The 24,661-nt window shown below is 37.1% G+C and carries 23 protein-coding genes and 1 pseudogene; 12 read left to right on the plus strand and 12 right to left on the minus strand.

The window, feature by feature from the left end; all coding sequences use genetic code 11:
- Positions 1 to 44: 44 nt before the first annotated feature.
- A complete protein-coding gene (gene ppk2 / locus L2B55_RS05430; protein WP_237849362.1) occupies positions 45 to 878 on the plus strand; it encodes a polyphosphate kinase 2 in 834 nt (277 codons plus the stop codon).
- 80 nt (positions 879 to 958) lie between these two features.
- Here the strand turns inward: ppk2 and L2B55_RS05435 are convergent, their stop codons facing one another.
- The gene (locus L2B55_RS05435; RefSeq protein ID WP_237849365.1) at positions 959 to 1,183 is read right to left on the minus strand and encodes a hypothetical protein; all 225 of its coding nucleotides are present in this window, start codon (positions 1,181 to 1,183) and stop codon (positions 959 to 961) included.
- A gap of 378 nt (positions 1,184 to 1,561) precedes the next feature.
- On the opposite strand from L2B55_RS05435, the gene L2B55_RS05440 reads away from it, so the two are divergent.
- The 3 genes from L2B55_RS05440 to L2B55_RS05450 all read left to right on the plus strand — a co-directional run bounded on the left by L2B55_RS05440 (position 1,562) and on the right by L2B55_RS05450 (position 7,799).
- On the plus strand, positions 1,562 to 4,714 hold the full coding sequence (locus L2B55_RS05440) for a SusC/RagA family TonB-linked outer membrane protein (protein ID WP_237849368.1): 3,153 nt from the start codon (positions 1,562 to 1,564) through the stop codon (positions 4,712 to 4,714).
- An 18-nt stretch (positions 4,715 to 4,732) separates the two neighbouring features.
- Positions 4,733 to 6,208, plus strand: coding sequence for a SusD/RagB family nutrient-binding outer membrane lipoprotein (locus tag L2B55_RS05445; RefSeq protein WP_237849371.1), 1,476 nt, complete (start codon positions 4,733 to 4,735; stop codon positions 6,206 to 6,208).
- A gap of 97 nt (positions 6,209 to 6,305) precedes the next feature.
- Positions 6,306 to 7,799 (plus strand): calcineurin-like phosphoesterase C-terminal domain-containing protein, encoded by a 1,494-nt coding sequence (locus tag L2B55_RS05450; RefSeq protein WP_237849374.1) that lies wholly within the window; start codon positions 6,306 to 6,308, stop codon positions 7,797 to 7,799.
- 110 nt (positions 7,800 to 7,909) lie between these two features.
- Here L2B55_RS05450 and L2B55_RS05455 read toward each other — a convergent pair whose 3' ends face one another.
- Both L2B55_RS05455 and L2B55_RS05460 read right to left on the minus strand, forming a co-directional pair.
- A complete protein-coding gene (locus tag L2B55_RS05455; protein ID WP_237849377.1) occupies positions 7,910 to 8,359 on the minus strand; it encodes a hypothetical protein in 450 nt (149 codons plus the stop codon).
- A gap of 30 nt (positions 8,360 to 8,389) precedes the next feature.
- A complete protein-coding gene (locus L2B55_RS05460) occupies positions 8,390 to 8,800 on the minus strand; it encodes a hypothetical protein (RefSeq protein WP_237849380.1) in 411 nt (136 codons plus the stop codon).
- A gap of 183 nt (positions 8,801 to 8,983) precedes the next feature.
- Here L2B55_RS05460 and L2B55_RS05465 point away from each other — a divergent pair, with 183 nt between their 5' ends.
- Together L2B55_RS05465 and L2B55_RS05470 are read left to right on the plus strand one after the other, a co-directional pair.
- The gene (locus tag L2B55_RS05465) at positions 8,984 to 9,307 is read left to right on the plus strand and encodes a thioredoxin family protein (protein ID WP_237849382.1); all 324 of its coding nucleotides are present in this window, start codon (positions 8,984 to 8,986) and stop codon (positions 9,305 to 9,307) included.
- Positions 9,307 to 9,549, plus strand: a complete 243-nt coding sequence (locus L2B55_RS05470) for a DUF6952 family protein (RefSeq protein WP_237849385.1) — start codon at positions 9,307 to 9,309, stop codon at positions 9,547 to 9,549. The genes L2B55_RS05465 and L2B55_RS05470 overlap by 1 nt, the downstream gene beginning before the upstream one ends.
- A gap of 75 nt (positions 9,550 to 9,624) precedes the next feature.
- On the opposite strand, the gene L2B55_RS05475 is transcribed toward L2B55_RS05470, so the two are convergent.
- From L2B55_RS05475 to L2B55_RS05495, 5 genes are all read right to left on the minus strand, one after another.
- The gene (locus tag L2B55_RS05475; RefSeq protein WP_237849388.1) at positions 9,625 to 10,257 is read right to left on the minus strand and encodes a peroxiredoxin; all 633 of its coding nucleotides are present in this window, start codon (positions 10,255 to 10,257) and stop codon (positions 9,625 to 9,627) included.
- Between the two features lie 141 nt (positions 10,258 to 10,398).
- Entirely contained in the window at positions 10,399 to 11,052 is a 654-nt protein-coding gene (locus tag L2B55_RS05480; RefSeq protein ID WP_237849391.1) for a hypothetical protein, read from the minus strand.
- A 166-nt stretch (positions 11,053 to 11,218) separates the two neighbouring features.
- On the minus strand, positions 11,219 to 11,548 hold the full coding sequence (locus tag L2B55_RS05485; protein WP_237849394.1) for a tRNA-binding protein: 330 nt from the start codon (positions 11,546 to 11,548) through the stop codon (positions 11,219 to 11,221).
- Positions 11,549 to 11,619: 71 nt separating this feature from the next.
- Complete coding sequence (locus tag L2B55_RS05490; RefSeq protein ID WP_237849397.1) at positions 11,620 to 12,231, minus strand: outer membrane beta-barrel protein; 612 nt, start codon at positions 12,229 to 12,231, stop codon at positions 11,620 to 11,622.
- Between the two features lie 17 nt (positions 12,232 to 12,248).
- On the minus strand, positions 12,249 to 12,905 hold the full coding sequence (locus L2B55_RS05495; protein ID WP_237849400.1) for a DUF4136 domain-containing protein: 657 nt from the start codon (positions 12,903 to 12,905) through the stop codon (positions 12,249 to 12,251).
- 202 nt (positions 12,906 to 13,107) lie between these two features.
- Between L2B55_RS05495 and L2B55_RS05500 the strand changes: the two genes are divergently transcribed.
- Positions 13,108 to 13,848: a carboxypeptidase-like regulatory domain-containing protein gene (locus tag L2B55_RS05500; RefSeq protein ID WP_237849402.1), complete on the plus strand. Its 741-nt coding sequence runs from the start codon at positions 13,108 to 13,110 to the stop codon at positions 13,846 to 13,848.
- Here L2B55_RS05500 and L2B55_RS05505 read toward each other — a convergent pair whose 3' ends face one another.
- A complete protein-coding gene (locus L2B55_RS05505) occupies positions 13,849 to 14,457 on the minus strand; it encodes a polysaccharide deacetylase family protein (protein WP_237849405.1) in 609 nt (202 codons plus the stop codon). It lies immediately after the preceding gene.
- Between the two features lie 25 nt (positions 14,458 to 14,482).
- A pseudogene (locus tag L2B55_RS19030) lies at positions 14,483 to 14,749 on the minus strand (ATP-binding protein); the annotation flags it as partial.
- Positions 14,750 to 14,987: 238 nt separating this feature from the next.
- On the opposite strand from L2B55_RS19030, the gene L2B55_RS05510 reads away from it, so the two are divergent.
- The 3 genes from L2B55_RS05510 (at position 14,988) to L2B55_RS05520 (ending at position 19,000) form a co-directional block, all read left to right on the plus strand.
- Entirely contained in the window at positions 14,988 to 16,352 is a 1,365-nt protein-coding gene (locus tag L2B55_RS05510) for a TolC family protein (RefSeq protein ID WP_237849408.1), read from the plus strand.
- A gap of 38 nt (positions 16,353 to 16,390) precedes the next feature.
- A complete protein-coding gene (locus L2B55_RS05515; protein ID WP_237849411.1) occupies positions 16,391 to 17,755 on the plus strand; it encodes an efflux RND transporter periplasmic adaptor subunit in 1,365 nt (454 codons plus the stop codon).
- A gap of 237 nt (positions 17,756 to 17,992) precedes the next feature.
- The gene (locus tag L2B55_RS05520; protein WP_237849414.1) at positions 17,993 to 19,000 is read left to right on the plus strand and encodes an NAD(P)H-dependent glycerol-3-phosphate dehydrogenase; all 1,008 of its coding nucleotides are present in this window, start codon (positions 17,993 to 17,995) and stop codon (positions 18,998 to 19,000) included.
- 132 nt (positions 19,001 to 19,132) lie between these two features.
- On the opposite strand, the gene L2B55_RS05525 is transcribed toward L2B55_RS05520, so the two are convergent.
- Complete coding sequence (locus L2B55_RS05525) at positions 19,133 to 20,971, minus strand: DEAD/DEAH box helicase (RefSeq protein ID WP_237849417.1); 1,839 nt, start codon at positions 20,969 to 20,971, stop codon at positions 19,133 to 19,135.
- Positions 20,972 to 21,320: 349 nt separating this feature from the next.
- Positions 21,321 to 21,806 carry a DUF4293 domain-containing protein gene (locus L2B55_RS05530; protein ID WP_237849420.1) on the minus strand — a complete coding sequence of 162 codons (486 nt, stop codon included), beginning with the start codon at positions 21,804 to 21,806 and terminating at the stop codon, positions 21,321 to 21,323.
- Positions 21,807 to 21,916: 110 nt separating this feature from the next.
- On the opposite strand from L2B55_RS05530, the gene truA reads away from it, so the two are divergent.
- Both truA and L2B55_RS05540 read left to right on the plus strand, forming a co-directional pair.
- Positions 21,917 to 22,750, plus strand: coding sequence for a tRNA pseudouridine(38-40) synthase TruA (truA, locus tag L2B55_RS05535; RefSeq protein WP_237849423.1), 834 nt, complete (start codon positions 21,917 to 21,919; stop codon positions 22,748 to 22,750).
- 80 nt (positions 22,751 to 22,830) lie between these two features.
- The gene (locus L2B55_RS05540) at positions 22,831 to 24,591 is read left to right on the plus strand and encodes an ABC transporter ATP-binding protein (protein ID WP_237849426.1); all 1,761 of its coding nucleotides are present in this window, start codon (positions 22,831 to 22,833) and stop codon (positions 24,589 to 24,591) included.
- The last annotated feature ends 70 nt before the right edge of the window (positions 24,592 to 24,661 follow it).

Genomic DNA, 24,661 nt, shown 5'->3' on the forward strand with positions numbered 1-24,661 from the left:
TTGATAGTTTAAGGTTGTTTTAAGTTTAAATAAATTAGTTGGTTATGAAAAATAAGGATGCTAAAAAAAAGAAAGAGAAATCTGAGAATAAACCTGAACAGAATGTGAAAATGAAGGGTAAAGATTATGAGGATGAATTGGAGAAGCTTCATGTAGAATTGGTTAAACTTCAAGAGTGGGTCAAACAAGAAGGTCTAAAGGTATGTATTGTATTTGAAGGACGTGATGGTGCTGGAAAAGGTGGGACCATAAAGGCTATAACAGATCGTGTTAGTCCACGTGTTTTTAGAGTAGTGGCCTTAACAGCTCCTTCTGATAGAGAGAAAAGCCAAATGTACATTCAGCGTTATCTTCCCTACCTGCCTGCGGCGGGAGAGGTTGTGATATTTGACAGAAGCTGGTATAATAGGGCAGGGGTTGAGCGTGTGATGGGTTTCTGTACGGAAGAAATGGCTAAGAAATTCCTGAAGGCTGTGCCTCTGGTTGAAAAAGCCATTGTTGATTCGGGAATAATACTAATTAAATATTGGTTAGAGGTTAGCCAGGAAGAGCAAACTCGCCGACTTGAGTCTAGAATTGGCGATGGCCGGAAGATATGGAAGCTTTCTCCAATGGATCTTAAATCGTATAATCGATGGTATGATTATTCACGGGCGAGAGATGAGATGTTTTTAGCTACGGATACTGGTTTTGCACCTTGGTATGTTGCCCGCTCCGACGATAAGAAGAAAGTGCGTTTAAATATAATCTCTCATTTACTGAGCCATATTCCTTATGAAAGCCTTCCGCATATGAAAATAAAATTGCCTAAACGCCAATCCGCCGAAGGTTACAAAGAACCTGATTATCCATTTAAATACATAAAGGAACGATTTTAGGTATATAGTTGTTCAATTAAAAAAGGTTTAAGCCATTCTTAAATGACTTAAACCTTCTACGGATACTGTGAAAAGCTGAATTACTTGCGGGTTGAATTCGAGTAACTTAATATGAACTCAACCGATTGCCGGCTAGGTTCTACCATAACTTGGTTCAAGGCTTCTTTAATACTTGCCAGATTTTCAAATCCTTCAGTAATAGCCTCTTCCGCTGCCAGGGATTGCTCCATCATTTCAGCTTCTTCGATTTTTTCTTGAGTGCGCAATTTTGATTTGGAATTTTGTTGAGTAAAAGTTTCTACCATATATAATCATTTGTTAGCGTGAGTATTAAGATAACGATATGGGTGTATGTTTATTTTGTGTCTACCTTAAAAAATAATAAAAAATAACTTAAGCGGTTCGTTTTGTCCTTTGTTTAACTTAACGATCCGTTATTTAATGTTATTGTTTACTTTGAAAAAAATGACTCAGGTATCGTTATAGCTTTCTTTGATTTTTATTGATATAAAAAAGTTAAGAAAAGTAACCTATTGTAACGATCAATATACCTAATGGTTGTTAAATGTTAATATAGTATTAGTCATTACTTAATACTGTGAGAATAGTTTCGCGGCAAAATCAAGCTATAATAAAAAGTGGAACTAAATTTTACTAAGCAAAACCGTGCGACTGTTTTAACAATGATTCTATTCTTAATAGGATTTATAAGTAATGTTAAGGCGCAGGTTGCAACCATCTCAGGTACTGTTACCGACAAGAATGGCCCATTGCCGGGTGTTACTGTTTCAATTAAAGGATCGAAAGTGGGAACAGCGACTGATATAAACGGTTCGTATTCATTAAAACTTACTGCCGGGTTAAGTCAGTTGAACTCAACTATTGAGTTTAAAAGTATTGGTTACAATACAATTGAAAAACCATTAAATGGGGATACCACAATTAGTGTGGTAATGAATGAAGAAGAAAAGATACTAGGTGAAGTTGTTGTTACTGCATTAGGAATCAAGCGCGAGGACAAGGCATTAGGTTATGCAGCCCAATCTATTAACTCAAAACAGGTGACTGAGGCCCGTTCAAATAACTGGGTAAGTTCGTTATCTGGTAAGGTAGCAGGGTTAAATTTGATCTCAACCGGTTCTGGTCCATTAAATTCAACACGTATCACTTTACGTGGCGACAACTCGCTAAACCCTAATGGAAATAATGCACTGATCGTATTGGATGGGGTGCCCATGAGTAGCAGTATGACAAGTGCTGGGGTAACCAACGCTTATGGCGCGGGCTCTGGTAATGATGTTCCAATTGACTTTGGGAATGGTGTTTCAGATATCAATCCAGATGATATTGAAGCTATAACAGTGCTAAAAGGAGCTAGTGCTACTGCACTTTATGGAAGCAGGGCAGCTAATGGGGCCTTGATTATTACAACCAAGTCGGGTGCTCGTAAAAATAAAGGCTTAGGTGTTACAGTAAGCTCAAATACCAGTTTTAACGATGTGTTAAAATGGCCTGATTACCAACATGAATATGGTCAGGGAGTAGGAAAAACACTTACCCCGGCTAAAGATTTATATTATTCCTATGGAGCAACAGCTGATGGAGCAAGTACCGGAGGAACAAGTAGTGCTTTTGGTCCGAAATTTAATGGGCAGTCTTATTTTCAGTATAATCCAGCAACACAAGCCGGAGGTGTGGATCGCGTCCTATGGCAACCTTATAAAAATAATATAAGCGACTTTTGGAGAACCGGATCAACAATTACCAATAGCATTTCTTTAGAAGGAGGAAATGAAAAGGGATCGGCACGAGCTTCATTAACGCATACCAAAAATAACTGGATAATGCCAAATACCGGTTTTAAGCGTATTACGGCTGCTGTGAGTTTGAACTATAATGTTTCAGAGAAGTTGAAAATAGCTTCAAAGGTGAACTATACCAATAAGCAGAGTGATAACTTACCGGCAACAGGTTACAACAATCAGTCTATTTCGTATTTCATGATTTTCCAAAACCCAAATGTTGATTTGTCATGGTATGCACCTCGTTGGAAAAATGGAAAATATGAAGTTGATCAAATCCACCCGTTCAGTACGTTTATTGATAACCCTTATGTAATTGCGTACGAGATGACCAACAAAATGAATAATAATCAGGTAGTTGGTAATGTGTCGGCAACGTATGAGTTTTCTCCTAAGTTAAACTTAATGGTGCGTTCGGGTATTGATATGAATAATGAAACCCGTGCTCAGCAACGTCCGTTTAGTACGGCAAACTTCCAAAATGGATACTTCAAACAGCAGAATATCTCAAATTATGAGGTGAATACTGACGGCTTGTTAACCTATAAAGATAAATTCTTGTCAATAGTTGATCTAACAGCATCTGTAGGGGGCAACACAATGAGTCGTAAATATAATGGTGTTAATGGTTATGTTGATGGATTAGTAATTCCAGGAATATACAAACTTTCTAATGGTATTAACTCACCAACTATGTCAACCAATATTCAAAATAAAATGGTTAACAGTTTGTATGGTATGGCATCGTTGGGGTATAAGGGTAAGATATACTTAGATTTTACCGGACGCAATGATTGGTCCAGTGCGTTACCAATACAGAATAACTCATTCTTCTATCCTTCAGTAAGTTCAAGCTTTATTCTGAACGAGCTTTTTAAGCTTCCGATGGAAGTTTCATTTGCTAAGTTGCGAGTGTCTGCTGCTCAAGTAGGAAATGATACTAATCCGTATAAAACTAGTAAATATTATGGAGCAAGTGAGTTTCCTGGTTCCGGTTCAGTTTCAACTACCTTATACAATGTCAACTTTAAGCCAGAACTAACAACAAGTTATGAAGCAGGTTTAGATGTTCGGATGTTTGGTGGCCAACTAGGGATAGATGCAACAGTGTATAATAACTACACTCAAAATCAAATTCTTGATGTGCCTTTGGAGCCATCGACCGGTTACTTTGCGGCGGTTCTAAACGCTGGAAAAGTTAGAAATCAGGGTGTTGAGTTAATGTTGAATGTAAAACCTTTTGATAAAGCATTTAAATGGTCTAGTACAATAACTTGGGCGAAAAATAAAAATAAAGTGCTTGAGCTGGCAGAAGGAATGATTGATCAACAGGTAATAGGTTATGGAGGAAATGCTACGTTGATTGCTAAGGTTGGTGGCTCAACAGGAGATATCTATGGCTTTGGTTTTTTACGTTCTCCAGAAGGTAAAGTTATTTATGGTACAGATGGATTGCCTGCCCGTCCTGACGAAATACAATACATCGGTAATGCTTACGCCGATTGGAAAGGTGGATTCTCCAACGAATTCGCCTACAAAAACTTCCGTTTAAGTATTTTGGTTGATGGTCAGTATGGCGGATTGATTTACTCCCAAACTCACCATAAAATGAGTGAGCAAGGTAAATTAAAGCATACTTTGGTGGGTCGTGAAGAGGGTTATATTATTGGAGATGGAGTTGTGAAGAATGCTGATGGAGCCTATGCTCCTAACACTACCAAAGTCGCCGTTGGTTACTACTATGCTGATTATTATCGTCGAGCAAACGTTGAAGCTAACTCATTTGACGCTTCATTCTTGAAATTAAGAGAAGTAAGGTTAGAATATAATCTGCCCAAAAAATGGTTAAACAAAGTGTTTGTAAACCAGGCTAGTGTTGCACTTTATGGTCGTGATTTAGCCATGGCCACAAACTTCCCAATGTTCGATCCCGAAACTGCCGCATTAAACGGTTCAACAATTTTGCCAGGTGTTGAAATGGGACAATTACCCACTCCGCGTACGTTTGGTATGAACCTTACATTGAAATTCTAATTACTAAAACAAGAACTGATGAAATCAACTATAAAGAAAATAGCTGTATTAATGATTGCGTTAAGTACAATTAGCGCATCATGTACCTCTGATTTTGAAGAATTGAATAAAGATCCTAACCGCATTGATAAAATTAGTCCGGGAACTTTACTTAACCCGATTATTTACAATTTGGCAAGCTTTAATACTGCCCGAAGCGATGACTTTACCTTTGAATTAATGCAAGTAGCTTTGCCTTACCCGAGTGCTTCAGGAGGCGTACATCGCTACAATGTTTCAGAAGCGGCAGGCAATTCAACCTGGAAAACTTACTATCAATGGTTGGTGAATACCAAAGAGATGTTGGCTGCGGCTGAGTCGTCTCAGGATAATAACTACAAAGCCATTGCCTTAACACTGAATTCATGGATTTATTCATTGCTGACAGATTGTTTTGGCGATGTGCCTATGGACGAAGCTGCTCGAGGTGATGAGCTAATTTTTCAACCTAAGTTTAACAAGCAGCAAGAAATCTACACAAAGATTTTAACTGATTTGGAAACTGCAAACGGTTTGTTCGATGTGTCAAAAAAAATGAGCTATGGGGTTGATATTTTGTATGCAAATGATGTGTTGAAATGGCAAAAGTTCTGTAATTCGTTGCGTTTACGTTTGTTACTGCGTGTTTCAAAGCGTGCCGAAATGAACTCATTCATCAAAATGGCAGCCATTATTAATGATGCCGCAAAGTATCCGGTTTTTACTAAAAACGATGATGCTGCAATTTTGAAAATTACGGGTGTAACCCCTAATGTTTCCCCTTGGGGTCGCGCAATTGATTTTACTACTTCCGTTTCGGCTGGAGCTTTCTTTATAGATAACCTTAATAATTTTAAAGATCCGCGTTTAGTCAAGTTAAATACACAGGCCAAAAGTACTGATGGTAAAACCACTATCGGTTACAAGGGCATTCCGAGCGGGTATGCGGGGAATGAATCGCAGTTTAAATATCAACCATCAAACTTAAATATTGCTTTGGTTACGGCTCCAATGATTTCGGTTATTATGAGCTATGCAGAAGTAGAGTTTATTAAGGCTGAATTGGCGCAGCAAGGAAAAACTTCCGGTGATGCTAAAAGTCATTACGAAAAAGGGGTGAAGGCAGCTATTGAGCAGTGGGGAGCTGTAATGCCTGCTGATTATTTTACCAACGCCGAAACATTAATCTATACAGCTTATGATGGAACTCTTGAGCGCATTATGCTTCAAAAGTATTATTCATTGTACTTTAATGATTATCAGCAATGGTTTGAGTATCGTCGTACTGGTTTGCCAAAATTGCCGATAGCCGATGGTATGGTTAATAATAAAGTAATGCCTGTTCGATTTAAATATCCTTCAACTGTACAATCGAGCAACTACGAGAACTATAAGAAAGCGGTTGAATCAATGGGTGGAGATGATATCAATACCAAAGTTTGGTGGGAAAAAAATAATAGTCCGATACTAAATTGAGCTGTAAAACTTCACTGAGCGCATGCGGGGTTGCTTTCTGTTTTTTGATCAAAAGGTTCTGATATGTGCTCATTAATTATCAATTAAATAAGATAAAATGTTTAGAAGAGATTTTCTTAAAAATATGGGTTTGTTGGGTGCTGTTGCCAGTTTACCAACTGTTCTTGTAAATGCTGCTACTACCAAAGGAAGCTTAAATGATATTGCTGCTATTACATTAAAAGGTCGAGTGCTTGAACAAGGCAAGGGAGTTGGTGGAGTTGCAGTTACCGACGGAATTAATATTGTCCTAACTGATACCAAAGGCAACTACCAATTGCTAAGCAATAAAACTGCGCAATTTGTTTATATATCAACGCCATCAGGCTATAAAATTGAACATATTGATTGGGTTGCTAGTTTTTACAAGCCGATTGAAAAAAGTGGAGCTGTTTTTAATGCCGATTTTAATCTTACCAAACTGACAAAGTCTGATCATAAACATCAGTTTGTTGTTTGGGCTGATCCGCAAATTCAGTCCCGGTCAGATGCCGATCAATTATTGAACACTTCGGCACCCGACTTGAGAGAGCTGGTTAAAAATTATGGAGAAGATGCTTTGTTTCATGGTATTGGTTGTGGAGACCTAGTTTTTGATCGTTTTGAACTATTTGCTGATTATAAAAAAGCAGTAGCTATTTCGGGTATTCCTTTCTTTCAAGTGTTAGGTAATCATGATATGGATTTAGAAGGGGTTAGGAGTGATGAACAGTCGTCTGCAACATTTAAACAGCAGTTTGGTCCAACGTATTATTCATTTAACCGGGGTAAAATTCATTACGTGGTTTTAGATGATGTGTTTTTTGTTGGGGCCAAGAAAAAATATATCGGTTATATTACTGAAAATCAGCTAAGCTGGTTAGAACAAGATTTAAAAAATGTCCCACATGGTTCAACCGTTATGGTTGCCCTTCATATTCCAACTGATTCGGGTGATAAACGACGTAATGGATTAATGGAAGAAAGCATGGGTGGGGTTGTGGTTAATCGCCAACAGCTATATAATATTCTTGAACCATATAATGTTCATATCTTATCGGGCCATACCCACTGGAATGAGCATGTGATTGTTAATGATAAATTGATGGAGCATAATCACGGTACTGTTTGTGGAGCCTGGTGGAGCGGTCCGTTCTGTGGGGATGGAACGCCAAACGGTTATGGTGTTTATGAGGTTGACGGTGATAATGTTAAATGGTATTATAAGTCGACCGGTAAATCAAAAGATTACCAGCTAATGGTTCACGCAAAAGGTGCTTATAAAGAATATGCCGATAGTATTATGGCTAATGTTTGGAATTGGGATCCTAAATGGAAAATTGAATGGTTGGAAGATGGCGTTTTAAAAGGTGAAATGCAGCGCATTACAGGTTATGATCCACTAACTGTTGAGTTGTATCAAGGGCCAGCAATACCGGCTTATCATAAATGGGTGGAACCAATTAAAACAGATCATTTGTTTATAGCAACACCTTCTTCTGGTGCAAAAAGCATAACCGTTAGGGCAACCGATCGTTTTGGAAATGTATATGAGCAAACCGCTCAGGTTTAATATATAAATTGGTTAACGATAAAAAAGGCTGCAATGAGCAGCCTTTTATCATTTGAACAAATGTTTGTTAACTAGAACAATAGGGTCGGAATTGCAACTTCGGTATGAGATTATTTGTTTATTCGTTTGAAGGAGCTTCCAATTCCATCATAATTCTCATCTGAAAAAGTGAGGGTATTTTCATCCAGGTTTTCAATCATTTTTATTACGGCGGGAATGTTGACACCCGGTTCTGTATTGATTGTTTTGTTAAGTTGGATAACAGGTTTTTCAGAATGGTTGTGTATGCATTTTTGCTTTGTAAAAGTGAATGAACCTTCTTCGACCAATTTGTTGTTTACAAATATTGAGTAATGTCGCTTCGGTTTAAAAATCAGTAGCACATTTTTATCTGTTGTTGTAGGCGATTGATGGATATTAAAAGCAATACCTCCATCGGTACTTTCCCATTCCCATGTGCCGGTTAACATTTTTTCTACTGAAGCTTCAATTTCTTTGTCTTCACATGAAAATAAGAATGAACAAAAAAAGATCAATAATGCTTGTTTTATTGTTTTCATAAGTGTGTTAGTAGTGTTGGCTTACAAAAATTATTTTTCTTTTACTTCAATCGTATCGGTTTTTAGCAAATTGTCTTTGTTGTAGAATTTCAAGAAATATTTACCCATTAAAACTGATTTAAGTTGAAGCGTAGTGTCAATTGTTACTAACATTTCAGCACAGGCTTCTCCTGCCTTTGCTATGTTTTGGCCTTTTGCCCTAATTTCCAGGTTATTTGAGCCTACATTTCTTACCTCAAAACCAGAAAACTTATAACATGGGTTAGGTAATGTTACTTTTACTTTTGAAGCAAAGGTTTCTCCTACTGTTGTTTCAGTTGGGGTAAGGGTTTGATCTATGGTTAAATCATTGTAAATAACAGGCTCCGGAATGTCTCCCTCTCCCAAACATGAAGATAAGGTGATTACACTTGCTGTTAATAAAAAGGATAAAAGTCTCATGGGCTTATATTTTCAAATTATTTATCAACCTATACGAATGCCATTGGAGGTGTGCTACAGGAAAAAGGAAATAATTTTAAATTATTGTTTGACTGTTCTATTAATGCCTATTAAACCAGTCTTGTCGTTTTTACTAAGTTAATGTAATCCGTACTTTTGCAATTCAAATACAAAATGATAATTATGGCAGTAGTTGTAAGTACCGACCAAGATTTTAAAGATACGTTAACCTCCAATGGTAAAGTTATAGTAAAGTATTATGCCGATTGGTGTGGCTCATGCAAATTGTTTTCGCCTAAATTTAAACGTTTATCTAATGATGAGCGCTTTTCTGAAATAACCTTTTTGGATGTTAACGCCGAGGAAAATGAAACAGCTCGCAAACTTGCGGGTGTGGATAATTTACCATTCTTTGCTACTTTTAATAATGGAGAATTGGTAGAGAGTTCGGCAAGTTCAAAAGAAGAAGTTGTTGTAAAAATGATTGAAAACCTAATTGCTCAATAATGAAAATACCTGCAATAAAAAAGTTAGTTGAGGCTTACGATTTAGCTACCCTACAATTGACTGAAGAGGCATTAATGGAGGAGCAAATACCTTCGATTGAAGTGGAAGGAGATGATGAAGGCGAACAGCTAACCCATATATTAGCCGCTATCTGGATTAAACAGGAAATGGAAAAAACAGGTGATGCATTCCCACAGGCTCTGCGTGCTTACACTTCCAGAGTTCGTACTTCTATAAGTTAAATTGATTATAAAGTTTAGAAAAACAAAAAGGAGCCATTAGCTCCTTTTTGTTTTTCTATGTGTCAATTACGACTCTTAGTTTTCTGAGAAGTATGAAGCAACACCGCTGAATGTAGCGTTCATTGCTTTTTCACCTTGCTTCCAGTTTGCAGGACAAACTTCACCTTTTTCTTCAAAGTATTGTAACGCATCTACCATACGAATTGCTTCGTCAACATTACGGCCTAATGGTAAGTCGTTTACAATTTGGTGACGAACAACGCCTTCTTTGTCAATTAAGAATAAACCACGATAGGCAATCATTGGGCCGTTAGCAGTTAAATAACCTTCTTCTGTATATTCGTATTCGCCAGCTAAAACACCAAAATTAGTAGAGATTGCTTTGGTGGTATCAGCAACTAACGGATAGGTGATACCTTCGATACCGCCTTGTTTTTTAGGAACCTGTAACCATCCCCAGTGTGATTGCTCAGTGTCAGTTGAGCAAGCAACAACTGCAACATTACGTTTCTCAAATTCTGCCAATTTCTCTTGGAATGCGTGTAGTTCTGTAGGACAAACGAATGTGAAATCTTTAGGGTAAAAGAAAAACAAAACGTGTTTCTTACCAATGTATTGTTCTAATGAAAAATCTTCAACAATCTCCTCGCCGTTTATAACAGCAGGAGCAATAAATTTAGGAGCCTTTTTTCCAACTAATACTGCCATGTTTTATCTGTTTTTATTGATTTTTAGCTAATTAAGCTGTTTTTAAATTATGGGCAAAGATAGGAATTAACTGCTAAAAATCTTCTAATACCTTTAATATGACGGATGATTTACAATATTGCAAAAAGGCAAGGGTTTGTATTATTTTGAAAATGACAGGATAAACCATGAACCGTTTTTTTCAGGAAGTAACAGGTTGTCAACTCCCGAAGCTAAAATGCCATTATGGTATTCAATGCTTATTGGCTTTTTTAAAGATGAGTTGGGTATATAGATGCCTATATGACTGCTGCTATTGGTGTTAAATGGTAAAAATCTTCTAGTTAATTTAAAGTCGGAGTCTTGTAATTCCCCACTAATTTGCTCTTTAATTAAAAAATTATGGCCGTTTTCATTTACCTCATAAGTAAGCGTAAGGTTGCTTTTCTCGGTTTTATATCCTTTAAATTTTACGATGGGGCTATATCCATAACCGCTGCTGTCAATTAATTTTATGTCGCTGCTAATTAAATAATTTTCAAAGAAAATATCACCACTAGCTGTAATTATTGAGTCTGAAGGAGAAAATCCTCCTTGCCAAATCTTATACAATCCGCACTGAACCGTATCAATAGCCAGGTATAAATCATCGGCTATTGAAAAGGTTAATACCTCGCTTGCGTTATCAATGGCATGTTGCACACGGTGTACAATATGGCCAGGCTTAACCTGACTATTGCCACAAGCGTACTGAATTAAGATGAGAAAGGCTAATAATGCAGTAAGCTTTGTTAGAGGGAATATAAAATAGCGCACAATTACAGAGTTTCTACTGTACTTGCAGAAACTATTCCGTAGTAAAATAACATTGAAACTGTTCAATCAATTTGGTTTTTGAGATTGATAGTTTTTAATTGTATACAAATAAAGAATGCTTTTGTATTGTTTAATGAATGATAGATGATTATCCTCTGAGGTTGAATTAGGTAATTCGTTGACCGTTTTCAACTTTACGCTCAGGCTGAAGTAAGGTAACGGTTTTGTCGTTTCCAACAATACCAAGTACTAAACATTCTGAGAAAAAGTTAGCAATCTGTTTAATTGGAAAGTTAACAACAGCAATAACCTGCTTGCCTTTTAGCTCCTCCAAAGAATAAAGCTTGGTGATTTGTGCAGATGATCGTTTTATACCTAATGGTCCGAAATCAATCGTTAGCTGATAAGATGGGTTTTTAGCCTTCGGAAATTCATCAATTTCAAGAATAGTTCCAACTCTAATGTCAATCTTCTCAAAATCATGGTATGTAATCATAAAAAATAACTTGGCGTGTCTCCCGACGGGCCAAGTTAATTAGTTATATAAAGAAAAGGAAAAACAAAATTTTAATATCGATAAACAAAGCCAATGTTAAATCCCAGATAGCTAAGTTCATTTACCTGATCTGTTTCAAAATTATAATTGTATCTAACATTAAAATTTATGCCAGAAAGTGGATTTATTTTATAAACTAATCCTAGTTCAGGAAACAATCCAAACATCCAGCCGTCTCTATAAAATCCATTGATGCCGAAGTAGGTATTTTCCTTTTGCCATGTGGTGCCCAAACCAAGGCTCAAATAGGGCACCATTACTTCTCCCTTAGGCTCTTTAAAGTAATAGTGCGCTTTAGCTATTATAGGAATTGCATTGATGTAATTATATGGCGTACCGGTAATCGCTGTTCCTCCCTCAAAGTTGTAAGTATTGCGATCTTTTGCTTCGTAAAATACATTCCATCCAATGTTTAGGCCTAAGCTAACTTGAGGCTTCACAAATCCACCCCATTCAATGCCTGCGCCTCTTACACTATATTTTCCAATATAATCACTGGTTGAACCCATGGGCAAAGCTGTATTCCATGAAAAACCGAAATAATACTGCTGTGCCTTACAGGGGCTGGCCATAATACTAATCATGCCAACCGCAATTAAAAGTGTATATATTAAATGTTTCATGTTGTTTTGATGTGGGGTTAATTAACTTTTAAATAAGGAGATTGAGCATAAGCCTGCCCTATACCATCAATTGCTCGTGGAAGGTTAGAGGTAGTCCCGTTTAAAACTCCTTTTACTGCACCAAGCCATATGGTTTTTGTGGTATGATCGGCTGTTGCTTCTGGAGAACTAATGTTCATTACCAACGTTCCGGTGTCAAAAGTGTAATAGTAAACACCGCCAGGATACCAGCCCGGCCCCCAAGGGTATCCCCAGTATCCCCAGTACCACCAGCCCCAGTAATCCCACCAATAATTATAATATCCGCCAACATAAGTGGTTTCAAAAACAGCAGTTGTAAGTGCAACATCAGGTTTTGTGGGGTTATTAGGCTTAATTTCTGTATAACCATAATTGGCCATCTGAGTTCTGATCTCGGCCAAAATAGGCTGTGCTACTGCAGCAAGCAGGGTGTCCCCTGGCAATGGCGCTTCTCCTTTAATAATTGGGATACGCGTAGGGAGCGTATAGGTTTTATGCTGCTTAAAGTTGTAATCCTTTCTAGGAATGGTTGCTACAACATCTAAATCTTCAACATAAACATCGCTGTCTGGGTAGCATGAGTTTAAGATAAGCGTACCTATGAACGCATAGATACCTAATCCCAGTTTTTTAAGTGGAAATGTTTTATTCATATGAGAGCGTTTTTATTGAATTTAAAAAACTGTTTTGTAGATTAAAAATCATTGAATGTTATAGTATGGAAATAAAACCATCGCTTATTGTATCTAAATAAAAGTTTATAAATGTTATTGATCTTGCTGCCTTTGAAATAGTTTGTTTGATGAATACTATATTTGAATGTTTAGAGTTTATGGAATGTAGTTGGAGTCAAAAATGAAAAAAGGGCTTATAGTTATTTTTCTGCTTACAATTAGTTGGGCGACTTATGCTCAAAGTCTTTTGTCGGGTAAGATTTACGATCGTGATAAGGCCAAACCCTTGGAGTTTGCACAAATTTTTAACAAGACGGCTAACTATCAAATTACGGCTGATAAAGAAGGAAATTACCGTGTTTATGTGAATCTCGGGGATACAATTCTGTTTTCAGCATTAGGCTTTGAAACCCAGAAACTCATTATCGACAAATCTGTGAATTTTCTAAATAAGAATATTTACATGCAGGCTCGCTACTTGTACTTGCCTGAAGTGATGGTCTCAGGTAAAAAATCGTACAAGGCAGATTCTTTGGAGCAAAGGCAGGATTTCGCAAGGGTATATAACTATAAAGATAAGTCGTTCGGAAATTTAGTTGGAACGGCTATTTTTCATCCGCTTACTTTTATTGAATATTTATACAGCGGAAATAAGCGAAAAAATATTCGCAGTTTTCAAAATCGACTTAAAAGCTACGAACAGGAAAAGTTTGTTGATAATTATTACAATGCTGAACTGGTTGGGCGCATTTCTAAAATTACTGATGAAAAGGAATTGGACGCATTTGTTAAATACAGCCGGCCTCAGTACGATTTCTTAAAGTCAGCAAATCAGTACGATTTATATTATTACATAAATACCCGTTATAAGAAGTTTAAAGCAGATGTTGTTAAGATCGACTCTTTAGGGGTTAAACAATAGTTATAAGGCTTTAAAGTTAAAACCTTTACTACTCCAATGCTCTAATGCCTTGGGCAAAACATAGCGTAAACGGGGGGCTGCTTTTAAGCTATCATGAAATACAATAATGGAGCCATTCTCAGCATGCTTAATTACGTTTTCATAACAACTTTGCGGAGACAGGTTTATGTCGAAATCTCCACTTAGAACATCCCACATGATAATTTTGTAGTTTTTTTTCAAATTGTGGATTTGTGTTGGACGAATTTTGCCATAGGGAGGCCTAAATAGTTGAGCATTGATCAAGGAATTACACTTTTCTATATTCTTCACGTATTCGGCTGTAGGTGTTTGCCAACCATTTAAATGGTTATAAGTGTGATTGCCAATTGAATGCCCGCCTTCTACAACTTGATTAAACACCTCTGGATGTTTACGAATGTTATCGCCTATGCAAAAAAAAGTAGCCTTTGCATTATATTTTTTTAATTCTTCTAAAACAAAAGGAGTTACTTCAGGGATAGGGCCATCATCAAAGGTGATATACAACGTTTTTTCTGCCCGGTTTAAGTTCCAGGTAAGTGAAGGATAAAGTTTTTTTATTAAGTAGGGTGTTTTAACCGGGTACATGCCTGCAAAGGTAGAACTTTAATCATTACGAGCTAAAGACGGGGGGGCAATTAAACATCAGCCTAAGCACACTGCCTTCATTTTCTTTTGAGTCGACAACGATGGAGCCTTTGTTTAATTGCATAATTTGACGAGATAAGCTTAATCCAATACCCGAGCCATTTTTGCGAGTTGTGAAAAAGGGAATGAAGATTTGGTCTTTAATCTCAGCAGGTATTCCAATGCCGTTGTCAATTACCTCAATTATAGGGTGATTCTCTTTGTTTAAGAATGAGACCAATTTTATTTTAGGATGTTCACATTCTTTTACAGCTCGGAAGCATTTAAAATAAGATTGATTAACACCTGCTCAATTAATGCAATGTCAATTTCAAGATTGAGTGCTGGATCTTTAATTGATTTTGCTCAAGCTGCGGTAGGTTTCGGCAAATTTTAACAGGCTGTAACCAAAAAATTACTACAGAGTAATTAGTTTTAACTATCAATAAAGAAAAATTATAATAAATTCAGCCACATAAAATTAGAATACCTTGAAGAAGCCAATTATCCTATTTGTAGCCTCGATTTTTTTACTATTTAATAAGGTTTATGCTCAAGATAAATTTACACTGGAGCAATGTGTGAGCTATGCTTTGGAGCATAATCTCAATATCAAACAAGCAAAGTATACCCAAGCAATATCTGAAGTGAATTATTCACAGTCGAAGTTGAATCTGGCTCCTACTGTTAATGCTAATATTTCTCAGTATAATAACTTTGGAAGAAGTGTAAATCAAGTTACGTATGCTTATTCAAACAATACAACTAATAACTTGAATTACGGAGCTGGTGCCAATTGGGAAATTTTTGGTGGATTACAAAGACTAAATCAGCTTAAACAAACAAAGTTTACTTTGATGGCTGACCAGACTTATGTTGAGAAAATTAAACAGGATGTTTCTTTAAATGTTGTAAATCAGTTTTTGTTAACAATGTTTGGGGAGGAACAGGTTAATAACTTGACTAATCAGCTTAAAGTTAGTCAGGAGCAATTGGCAATCGCAAAGAAAAAGGCTGACGTTGGTACTATTACTGAAGCAGATTACCTGCAATTTAAAGCACAGGTGGCAAACGATGAAACCAACCTAACCAGTGCTCAAAATCAATTAGAGATTGCCTCATTAGAATTGAAACAATTGCTCAATTTAGAACCGCAACAAACATTCGGAATAATTCGGCCAAGCGATGCTGCAATGGTAGAGGCTTCTAAAAGTGCTTACGAGGCAGTTTATGTATACAATGAAGCTTTGAAAATAAACCCAAGTATTAAGGTGGCAGAATATCAATCCTTGGCTTCAGAAAGAGCTGTAAGTGTTGCCAAAGGAGCATTTTATCCATCATTGAACCTGAGTGCCAATGTGGGTTCTTATTACTCTTGGAACTATTATTTGCCAGTTGATCCGGCTAATCCTAATGGTCCTGATTATAGACCAACCTTCAAAGATCAGTATAACACCTTTTTAGGTAAGTCAATTAACTTGAGTTTAAACATTCCAATTTTTAACGGACTTCAATCTAGAAATTCGGTTAAGAAGGCAAAAATAAGTTATGAAAACACTAAAGCTTCTGAAGTACTTGCCAAGAATCAGTTAAACAAAACTATTGCGCAATCAGTGGCTGATTTAAAAGCTGCAGAGAAAAAGTATGCATCGGCTCAAATTTCTTTTGAATCGCTTAAAAAAGCCTATGAATTTAGTCAAAAGCGTTTTGACGTTGGTTTGATTAATAGCTTGGACTTAAATATTGCAAAAACCAATTACAGTAAAGCTGAATCGGAGGCTTTGCAGGCAAAATACGATATGGTTTTTAAAAGCAAAGTAATTGATTATTATTTAGGAAAGCCCTTAACTTTATAAGAAATATATATATAGGTGTAGCAATAACTAGAAACTAAATGAAGAAGAAGAATAAAATTCTATGGTACTTGTTAGGTGCTATAGCGCTGTTAATTACTGTTGCTTTTGTTGGTAAGAAGAAAGGCTGGATTGGAGGCAAAAATGAAATAGAGGTTGGTGTTGATCAGGTAACTCGTCGTACAATTACTGAAACCGTTTCTGCCAGTGGTAAAATACAGCCAGAAGTCGAAGTAAAATTAAGCCCGGAGGTTTCAGGAGAGTTGATTGAAATTTATGTAAAGGAAGGCGAACGTGTTAAAAAAGGTCAGCTCCTATGTAAAATTCGACCTGACTTTTATGCTTCCGATTACAGTCGTTCCGAAGCGATGGTGAATGAGGTGAAAGCTAACTTAGCTAATAGTCAAGCCCAGTTGGCTTCAGCTGAGGCCAGTTTTAAAAATGCTGAGGCTTCATACAAAAGAAACCTGCAATTATTTAAAGAAAAAGTTATTTCACAATCAGAATATGATGCAGTCTTAGCGCAATATGAACAGTCTAAAGAAAGCGTTGCCGCTGCAAAACAAAGCGTTCAGGCTGCTAAGTATAGTGTGGCGTCAACTCAGGCCTCCTTACAGCAATCAGGAGTGAATTTGGCTAAAACTACAATCTACTCACCAATTGATGGTATTATTTCTTTATTAAGCGTTAAAAAAGGCGAACGTGTTTTAGGAACCGCCCAGATGCAGGGTACTGAAATTATGCGTATCGCAGATCTGAAAAGCATGGAAGCTGTTGTAGACGTAAATGAGAACGATATTAACCGTGTTTCTATTAATGACACGGCAGATGTAGAAGTAGATGCATTCTTAGGTAAGAAATTTAAAGGAATCGTTACGTCAATTGCTAATTCCGCTTCTACAGCCAGTTCAACGGCAACTACTGATCAGGTTACTAACTTCCAGGTTAAAGTTCGTTTGTTGCCTTCATCATATGAAGCATCATTAAAGGTAGGGCAGGAATCACCATTCCGTCCGGGGTTGTCTACAACAGTTGATATTCAAACTAACAAGGTAACTAAAGTGTTGGCAGTTCCAATTCAGTCGGTAACTACTCGTGAAGCAGAGAAAAAGACTGAGAGTAAGGATGAAATGCCTCAACAAGCAGCCGGAGATGATAAAAAGAAAGCTGATAAAAATGAAAAGGTACAAGCTTTAGTTTTTGTCATGCGTAATGGAGCGGCTCAATCAGTTAATGTTTCTACTGGTATTCAGGATGATTCTTATATTGAAATTATATCAGGTTTGAAAGATGGAGATGAAGTGATATCGGCACCTTATCTAGCAGTTTCTAAGACACTTAAAAACGGAGACAAGGTTAAAAAAGTAGAAAAAGACAAGCTTTTTGCTAGCGATAAGAAAAAATAGTTTTTAATTTTTAGTTTAAAATGGCCTAATTTGATGTAAAATTGGGCCATTTTTATTTGTGCAATTTGCTTTTTCCGAAAGTTATCGGGGAATACCTACATCGGCTTAGTTGCATTTGTGTTGCATCATTTAAGTTTATGTAGGTTTTTATTTCAGTTTAGTTTGTAAATTAATAGAAGCATTTAAGTTGAAGAAGGACATCTAATTTTTTCTATCTTAAATAATTCGGTTTAAATAATGTCAACAGAAGAGAAGAAAATACTAGTTATTGGCGGAGGAAGTTGGGCTACCGCAATTGTGAAAATGTTAACAGATAATAGCAGGAAACATGCTGTTTATTGGTGGATGCGAAATCCTGAAGATATCGAGCATTTAAAAAAGTACAGGCATAATCCCAGGTACTTAAGTTCTGTTGAGATAAACATTCAGCCTGAAAATATTACAGACGATTTAAAAGGATCGGTTGCAATTGCAGATGTGATTATTATGGCCGTACCAGCCGCTTTTTTGAAAAGTGCTATTGCTGAGCTCACAGAGGAAGATTTTAAAGACAAGATAATAGTCTCAGCCATTAAGGGGTTTGAGCCTTCAGATAATTTGATTATCGGAGAGTACTTAAATACGCGTTATAATATTCCATTGAGTTGTATAGCGGTAATTACAGGGCCTTGTCATGCGGAGGAGGTTGCCCTTGAAAAATTATCATATTTAACAATTGCTTCTCAAAATCATGAAGTAGCCGAGCTTATTGCGCTTGCTTTATCTAACAGGTATATTAAGACGACCATTTCAGATGATATTTACGGAACCGAATATGCTGCAGTTCTGAAGAATATTTTTGCTGTGGCTAGTGGTATTTGTCATGGCTTAGGTTATGGAGATAACTTCCAAGCTGTATTGATTGCAAACGGTTTACAGGAGATAAAACGGTTTGTAGATGCGGTGCATCCTATTGATAGAGATATTAAGGACTCAGCTTATTTGGGGGATTTGTTGGTAACTGCCTATTCTCAATTCAGCAGGAACAGAACTTTTGGAAACATGATAGGGAAGGGCTACTCAGTGAAATCAGCCCAGCTGGAAATGAATATGGTGGCTGAAGGATATTATGCCGTAAAATGTTTACATGAGATTAACCGGGTTCACAAGGTTTATATGCCAATTAGTCGAGCTGTTTATGCTATTTTGTATGAAAACATCTCGCCTCGAATGGAAATTAGGTTGTTGGCGGAGAAATTGAGCTAACGATTTGGAATAAATAATACAGGAATTAAAAGGCGGGAAGTTTTACTTTTCGCCTTTTGTTTGAGCTTAGAAAATAAAAAACTCCGGGGGATTCCCGGAGTCTGTATGATTTGGAAAGATATTCTAATTAGATTACCAACGACCTTTTCTTTCGTCGCTATTGCTGTTTGAAGGACGACGTTCACGATTGCCTCCGTTGAAACTTCTGCGTTCGCCTCTGTCATTTCGATCGCCACGATCACGGTTGCCACTAAAGCCTCCTCGGCGCTCACCTCCACCTTCACTGCGACGGCCTCCGCCAAAGCCCGAACGACGTTCTTCGCGTTTCCGGTCGCCATCTTGGGAAATCTCAATACGAACCTGACGACCATTGAAGTCTTTTGATTTAAAGCCTTCAAAGATTTTGTCAACATTATCGCTTTCAATCTCGAAGAAAGAGTATACGCCTTTAACATCAATACGGCCAATTTTGCTACCGCTTACATGTGCATTGTCGCAAATGTAACGTAACATGTCACCACGTGTAAAGTCATCAAGAGAACCCAAGTTAACGAATAAACGAGTAAACTTACCGGCTCCACCGCGCATTGAATGGCGATCACCTCTTTCACCACGTTCACCACGTTCACGACCTTCGCGCTCGTCTACACGGGCGTTCAAATCAGGAGCGTTTTTATAGTAATCAAGGAAACGGTTGAACTCTAAGGATGCAAAACGTTTGATGATATCCTCTTTGCTAACATCAGCAAATTCGGCATTTATGCGTTCCAGGTACTGATCGATCTGGTCGTTCACTTGTACGTTGTGTACTTTGTGAATAAGGGCAAATAATTGTTTTTCACAAACATCAAATCCGTTAGGAATATCACATTTAGTGAATTTCTTTTTGATGATACGCTCGATCTGACGGATTTTACCCATTTCTTTGCTATTAACAATAGCCATAGAAACGCCAGTTTTACCAGCACGAGCAGTACGTCCACTTCTGTGAGTGTAGCTTTCTACATCATCAGGAAGTGAATAGTTGATTACGTGAGTTACATCGTTAACATCAATACCACGGGCAGCAACATCAGTAGCAATCAATAACTGTAAAGAACGATCGCGGTAGCGTTTCATTACTTTATCGCGTTGTTGTTGTGATAAGTCACCATGTAAAGCATCAGCATTGTATCCATCACGGATTAAAGCTTCAGCAATTTCCTGGGTTTCAATTTTGGTACGACAGAAAACAATACCGAAAATCTCAGGGTTAAAGTCAACTAAACGTTTAAAAGCAGCATATTTATCACGTGCTTTAGCAACGTAATATTCGTGCTCAATATTGGCGTTACCTTCGTTACGATTACCTACGGTTAATTCAAATGGGTCGGTCATGTAATTTTGTGAAATACGACGTACCTCATTTGGCATAGTTGCCGAGAATAACCAAGTGTTTTTAGTGTCAGGAGTGTGAGAAAGAATAGCATTGATGTCTTCCTGGAAACCCATGTTCAACATCTCATCAGCTTCGTCTAATACAGAGATTTTAACATTATCAAAGTTGATAACATTGCGGTTGATAATATCCAACATACGGCCTGGGGTAGCTACAATGATATGAGCTCCTCGTTTCAGGTCGCGCATTTGGTTAATAATGCTGGCGCCGCCATAAACAGCTACAACATTAACTTGGCCTAGGTATTTACTGAAATTTACTAAGTCGTTAGTAATTTGTAAGCAAAGTTCGCGGGTTGGACATAATACCAACGCTTGTGGCTGACGCAAATCAAGGTTGATAAGCTCCAGCATTGGCAAGCCAAATGCTGCAGTTTTACCGGTTCCGGTTTGTGCAAGTCCAACAAAGTCGCGATTGCCTTTTAAAAGTTCCGGGATTGCTTGTTCCTGAATAGGAGTAGGCGCTTCGAATCCCAGCTCAGTAATAGCTTGGACAGTTTTGGGGCCAATGCCCAATTGTTCAAATAAATTCATCAAGTTTTTTAAGTTTTAACCGAATGGTTAACAGGAGGGTAGCTTGGGATTTAAAAAGGGAATGATCGCCAGATCAAAATACCTCTCTACCTATCCCGATAAACATCGGGTGTTTTTTAAACAGGTGCAAATGTAAGGTTATTTTATTTTAAAAACGAAATTTGTTTTTAGTGTAGTTGTTTGATTTTCAGTATTTAATTTGGTTTTAATTAAAGCTAGGGTAGCTTGTTTGGGTTTTAAAAAGCTGTTTGAAAGGCTTAAAAACAGAAAATGAGGATTATCAAATCGTTGATAATCCTCATTTTCTGAAGTTAATTTATTTCTCGCGTATTTGAAATTTTAATGCTTATTAACGCAAGCGATCAGCCGATCGTATTAGATTTTCGTCTTTTCTGATGCTACGTAAGGCAAGCATCAAGGTAATGATAATTACAGTAAATAGATAAGAGCCAATTTTGGCACTCCAATTAGAAACGTTGCCAATGCTTTCAGGTTGAGCTTTCATCATCATGAAAACAGATAACCCTAAAGCAATAAATGCATTAATCCAGCATAAGCTAATTTGAAGTTTTCTGTTCTTATATAAAAAAATGGTGGCTAAGGCCATGGCAGCTATTGCAATGGTTAGGACAATTCCAATAATATAGGTTTCCACCTGGTTTGGTCCGGCCATTGACATAATGTATTTGCCAGAGGTTTTAATTTCTACCAATTCTTTAATACTACCTTGTCCGTTATTATCCATGTCGACAAAGCTTACTACAGGTACAAAAAATAAAGCTGATGCGGCCACAAAAGCAATGGCTAGGTAAATTGATTGAATACGTTGTATCATGATGTCAAATATAAAAACGAATTAGAGAATTTGGACAGATTTGAACAAATTCAATTCGTGAAATTTGATTGATTAGTGGAAGATGTGATTTCTCTATCTTTGCGGGATCAATGGAAGAACAAACGAAGTACCGATATTTTATAGAATTAGCCTATAAAGGCACTCATTTTCATGGATGGCAAATTCAACCCAATGCAGTTAGTGTTCAGGAAGTGTTGAACAAAGCACTTACAACTGTGTTGCGTGAAGAAATTGAAACTGTCGGTTGCGGACGGACTGACACTGGCGTGCATGCCACTAATTTTTTTGCTCATTTTGATACTGCGACAGAAGTCAAAGGACAGTTATTAGATGTCAGAAGTAAGAAGGAAGAGAGTGGACTGTCCAGTGATGAAACTCGAAAGGTAATTGATAGTTTGCGCCTGGTGAAGGCGGTAAATGCTCTGGTAGGGTACGATATTGCTGTTAAGAGATTTATTTCGGTGGCACCTGAGGCACATGCTCGCTTTGATGCCATAAGCCGTTCGTATGAGTATCATGTTTACTTTGATAAGAATCCGTTTAAAAAGGAGTTTGGCTTTTTGTTGAATTATAATCCAAACATTGTTGCTATGAATAAAGCTGCGGAACTAATCATGACATACACTGATTTTAGCTGCTTTAGTAAAAGCAATACTCAAACTTTTACTAACAACTGCAAAATTACCAAGGCTGAATGGGTCAAAGTAGATGGCGGGCTGGTGTTTCATATTACCGCTGATAGGTTTTTAAGAAATATGGTAAGAGCAATTGTAGGTACTTTACTTCAGGTTGGCAGGGGAGAATTGTCGATGGATGAAGTAAAGCAAGTTTTGGAAAGTAAAAGTAGATCCCAAGCAGGAGAATCAGTGCCTGCAGAAGGATTGTTTCTAACCACCATTACCTACCCATATATCAATAACTAAAAACAATTTAACAGTTTTGCTACTTAACAATTAACCGGTTATCATTTCTTATTTTTAAAAATCTAATTTGAAAACTATTTATGGCTGTAACGGGCAATGCTCTTGATTTAAAACTTACCAGCAGAGTATTTAATTATGCAAAACCCTATAAAGGGATTTTTTATTGGGCGGTAATTTTAACTATTGGTTTGGCTCTTGTTGCTCCATTACGACCCTATTTGGTTGAATATACTGTTGATCATTTTATTCTTAATAATGATATGAATGGTTTGATGAAAATGACCGGATTGATGATCGGAGTCATTTTAATTCAAACCATTCTGCAATATAATCATACATTTTGCACAAACTGGCTAGGTCAGTCGGTGATTAAAGACATACGCAGAGACACGTTCAATCATATAATGAACCTTCGTCTTAAGTATTTTGATAACACGCCTATTGGTACACTGATTACTCGTACTGTTTCTGATTTGGAAACCATTGCCGATGTGTTTTCGGAAGGTCTAATCTCTATTATTGGTGATATTTTGCAAATAGTAACTATAATAGCCTTTATGCTTTATACCGATGCAACATTAACATTAGTTGTATTGGCACCAATGCCTCTGCTTATTGTGGCAACATACATTTTTAAAGAAGCTATAAAGTCAGCTTTTCAGGAGGTTAGGCAGCAGGTTACTCGTTTAAATACCTTTTTGCAGGAGCACATAACAGGAATGTTCGTTACTCAGCTGTTCGGACGGGAAGAACAGGAGTTTAACAAGTTTAAAAGCATTAATCGTGTGCACCGCAAAGCTCATATTCGTTCTAATTGGTATTATTCTATTTTTTTTCCGGTGGTGGAGTTAATTTCAGCCATGTCGGTTGGCTTGTTGGTATGGTGGGGGGCCAAAGAAATTATAGATAATGAAATTTCGCCAGGAGTAGTGGTGTCTTTTATAATGTATATCAACATGCTTTATCGACCAATAAGAGAACTTGCTGATAAATTTAATACCCTGCAAATGGGGATGGTGAGTGCTGAGCGGGTTTTTAAAGTAATTGATACTGATGAAGTAACTCCCAATACCGGAACGTTGAAGCCTGATCATTTGAATGGAGCGGTATCATTTGAGAACGTGTGGTTTGCTTATAACGATGAACAGTGGGTTTTAAAAGATATTTCGTTTGATATTAAGCCTGGAGAAACGCTTGCATTGGTAGGAGCTACAGGGGCTGGAAAATCATCAACAATAAATATTTTAAATCGTTTTTATGAGATTGGAAAAGGTTCTGTGAGGCTTGATGGGGTGGATATACGTGAGTATGACTTGAACTACCTTCGTTCGTGCATTGCTACCGTTTTACAAGATGTTTTCTTGTTTTCTGATTCCATATACAAAAACATCAGTTTAAATAATGATGAAATTACCCGATCACAAATTGAGGAGGCTGCCAGGGCTGTAGGAGCAGAAGAATTTATTAAACGTTTGCCCGGTGGATTTGATTATAATGTGATGGAGCGAGGTGCTACTCTTTCGGCAGGACAGGCTCAATTAATATCGTTTATTCGTGCATTGGTTTATGATCCTAAAATTTTGGTTCTAGATGAGGCTACATCTTCGGTTGATACTGAAACCGAAGAGCTTATTCAAAGCGCTATTTTAAAATTAATGCAAGGTAGAACTACCATTGTTATAGCGCATAGATTGTCGACGATTCAAAATGCTGATAAAATTATTGTGCTAGATAAAGGAGAAATTAAAGAGATGGGAAATCATCAGGAGTTGTTGAAATTGAATGGCTTTTATAAGCGATTGTATGACTTACAATTTAATTCAGTAGGCATAAAAGTATAAAGTGCTATTCTTGAAGATAAACAAAAGGGAGCCTAAAGTGGCTCCCTTTTGTTTATAAATGTTTTTTTTC

Source organism: Solitalea lacus (genome assembly GCF_022014595.1).
Lineage (GTDB): Bacteria > Bacteroidota > Bacteroidia > Sphingobacteriales > Sphingobacteriaceae > Solitalea > Solitalea lacus.

Coding starts and splice junctions, on each gene's coding strand:
- L2B55_RS05540 (WP_237849426.1), top strand. CDS start 22,831: ATGGCTGTAACGGGCAATGCTCTTGATTTAAAACTTACCAGCAGAGTA.
- L2B55_RS05475 (WP_237849388.1), bottom strand. CDS start 10,257: ATGGCAGTATTAGTTGGAAAAAAGGCTCCTAAATTTATTGCTCCTGCT.
- L2B55_RS05525 (WP_237849417.1), bottom strand. CDS start 20,971: ATGAATTTATTTGAACAATTGGGCATTGGCCCCAAAACTGTCCAAGCT.
- L2B55_RS05490 (WP_237849397.1), bottom strand. CDS start 12,231: ATGAAACATTTAATATATACACTTTTAATTGCGGTTGGCATGATTAGT.
- L2B55_RS05485 (WP_237849394.1), bottom strand. CDS start 11,548: ATGATTACATACCATGATTTTGAGAAGATTGACATTAGAGTTGGAACT.
- L2B55_RS05450 (WP_237849374.1), top strand. CDS start 6,306: ATGTTTAGAAGAGATTTTCTTAAAAATATGGGTTTGTTGGGTGCTGTT.
- L2B55_RS05495 (WP_237849400.1), bottom strand. CDS start 12,905: ATGAATAAAACATTTCCACTTAAAAAACTGGGATTAGGTATCTATGCG.
- L2B55_RS05505 (WP_237849405.1), bottom strand. CDS start 14,457: ATGTACCCGGTTAAAACACCCTACTTAATAAAAAAACTTTATCCTTCA.
- truA (WP_237849423.1), top strand. CDS start 21,917: ATGGAAGAACAAACGAAGTACCGATATTTTATAGAATTAGCCTATAAA.
- L2B55_RS05440 (WP_237849368.1), top strand. CDS start 1,562: ATGATTCTATTCTTAATAGGATTTATAAGTAATGTTAAGGCGCAGGTT.
- L2B55_RS05445 (WP_237849371.1), top strand. CDS start 4,733: ATGAAATCAACTATAAAGAAAATAGCTGTATTAATGATTGCGTTAAGT.
- L2B55_RS05470 (WP_237849385.1), top strand. CDS start 9,307: ATGAAAATACCTGCAATAAAAAAGTTAGTTGAGGCTTACGATTTAGCT.
- L2B55_RS05500 (WP_237849402.1), top strand. CDS start 13,108: ATGAAAAAAGGGCTTATAGTTATTTTTCTGCTTACAATTAGTTGGGCG.
- L2B55_RS05460 (WP_237849380.1), bottom strand. CDS start 8,800: ATGAGACTTTTATCCTTTTTATTAACAGCAAGTGTAATCACCTTATCT.
- L2B55_RS05465 (WP_237849382.1), top strand. CDS start 8,984: ATGGCAGTAGTTGTAAGTACCGACCAAGATTTTAAAGATACGTTAACC.
- L2B55_RS05530 (WP_237849420.1), bottom strand. CDS start 21,806: ATGATACAACGTATTCAATCAATTTACCTAGCCATTGCTTTTGTGGCC.
- L2B55_RS05435 (WP_237849365.1), bottom strand. CDS start 1,183: ATGGTAGAAACTTTTACTCAACAAAATTCCAAATCAAAATTGCGCACT.
- L2B55_RS05455 (WP_237849377.1), bottom strand. CDS start 8,359: ATGAAAACAATAAAACAAGCATTATTGATCTTTTTTTGTTCATTCTTA.
- L2B55_RS05515 (WP_237849411.1), top strand. CDS start 16,391: ATGAAGAAGAAGAATAAAATTCTATGGTACTTGTTAGGTGCTATAGCG.
- L2B55_RS05520 (WP_237849414.1), top strand. CDS start 17,993: ATGTCAACAGAAGAGAAGAAAATACTAGTTATTGGCGGAGGAAGTTGG.
- ppk2 (WP_237849362.1), top strand. CDS start 45: ATGAAAAATAAGGATGCTAAAAAAAAGAAAGAGAAATCTGAGAATAAA.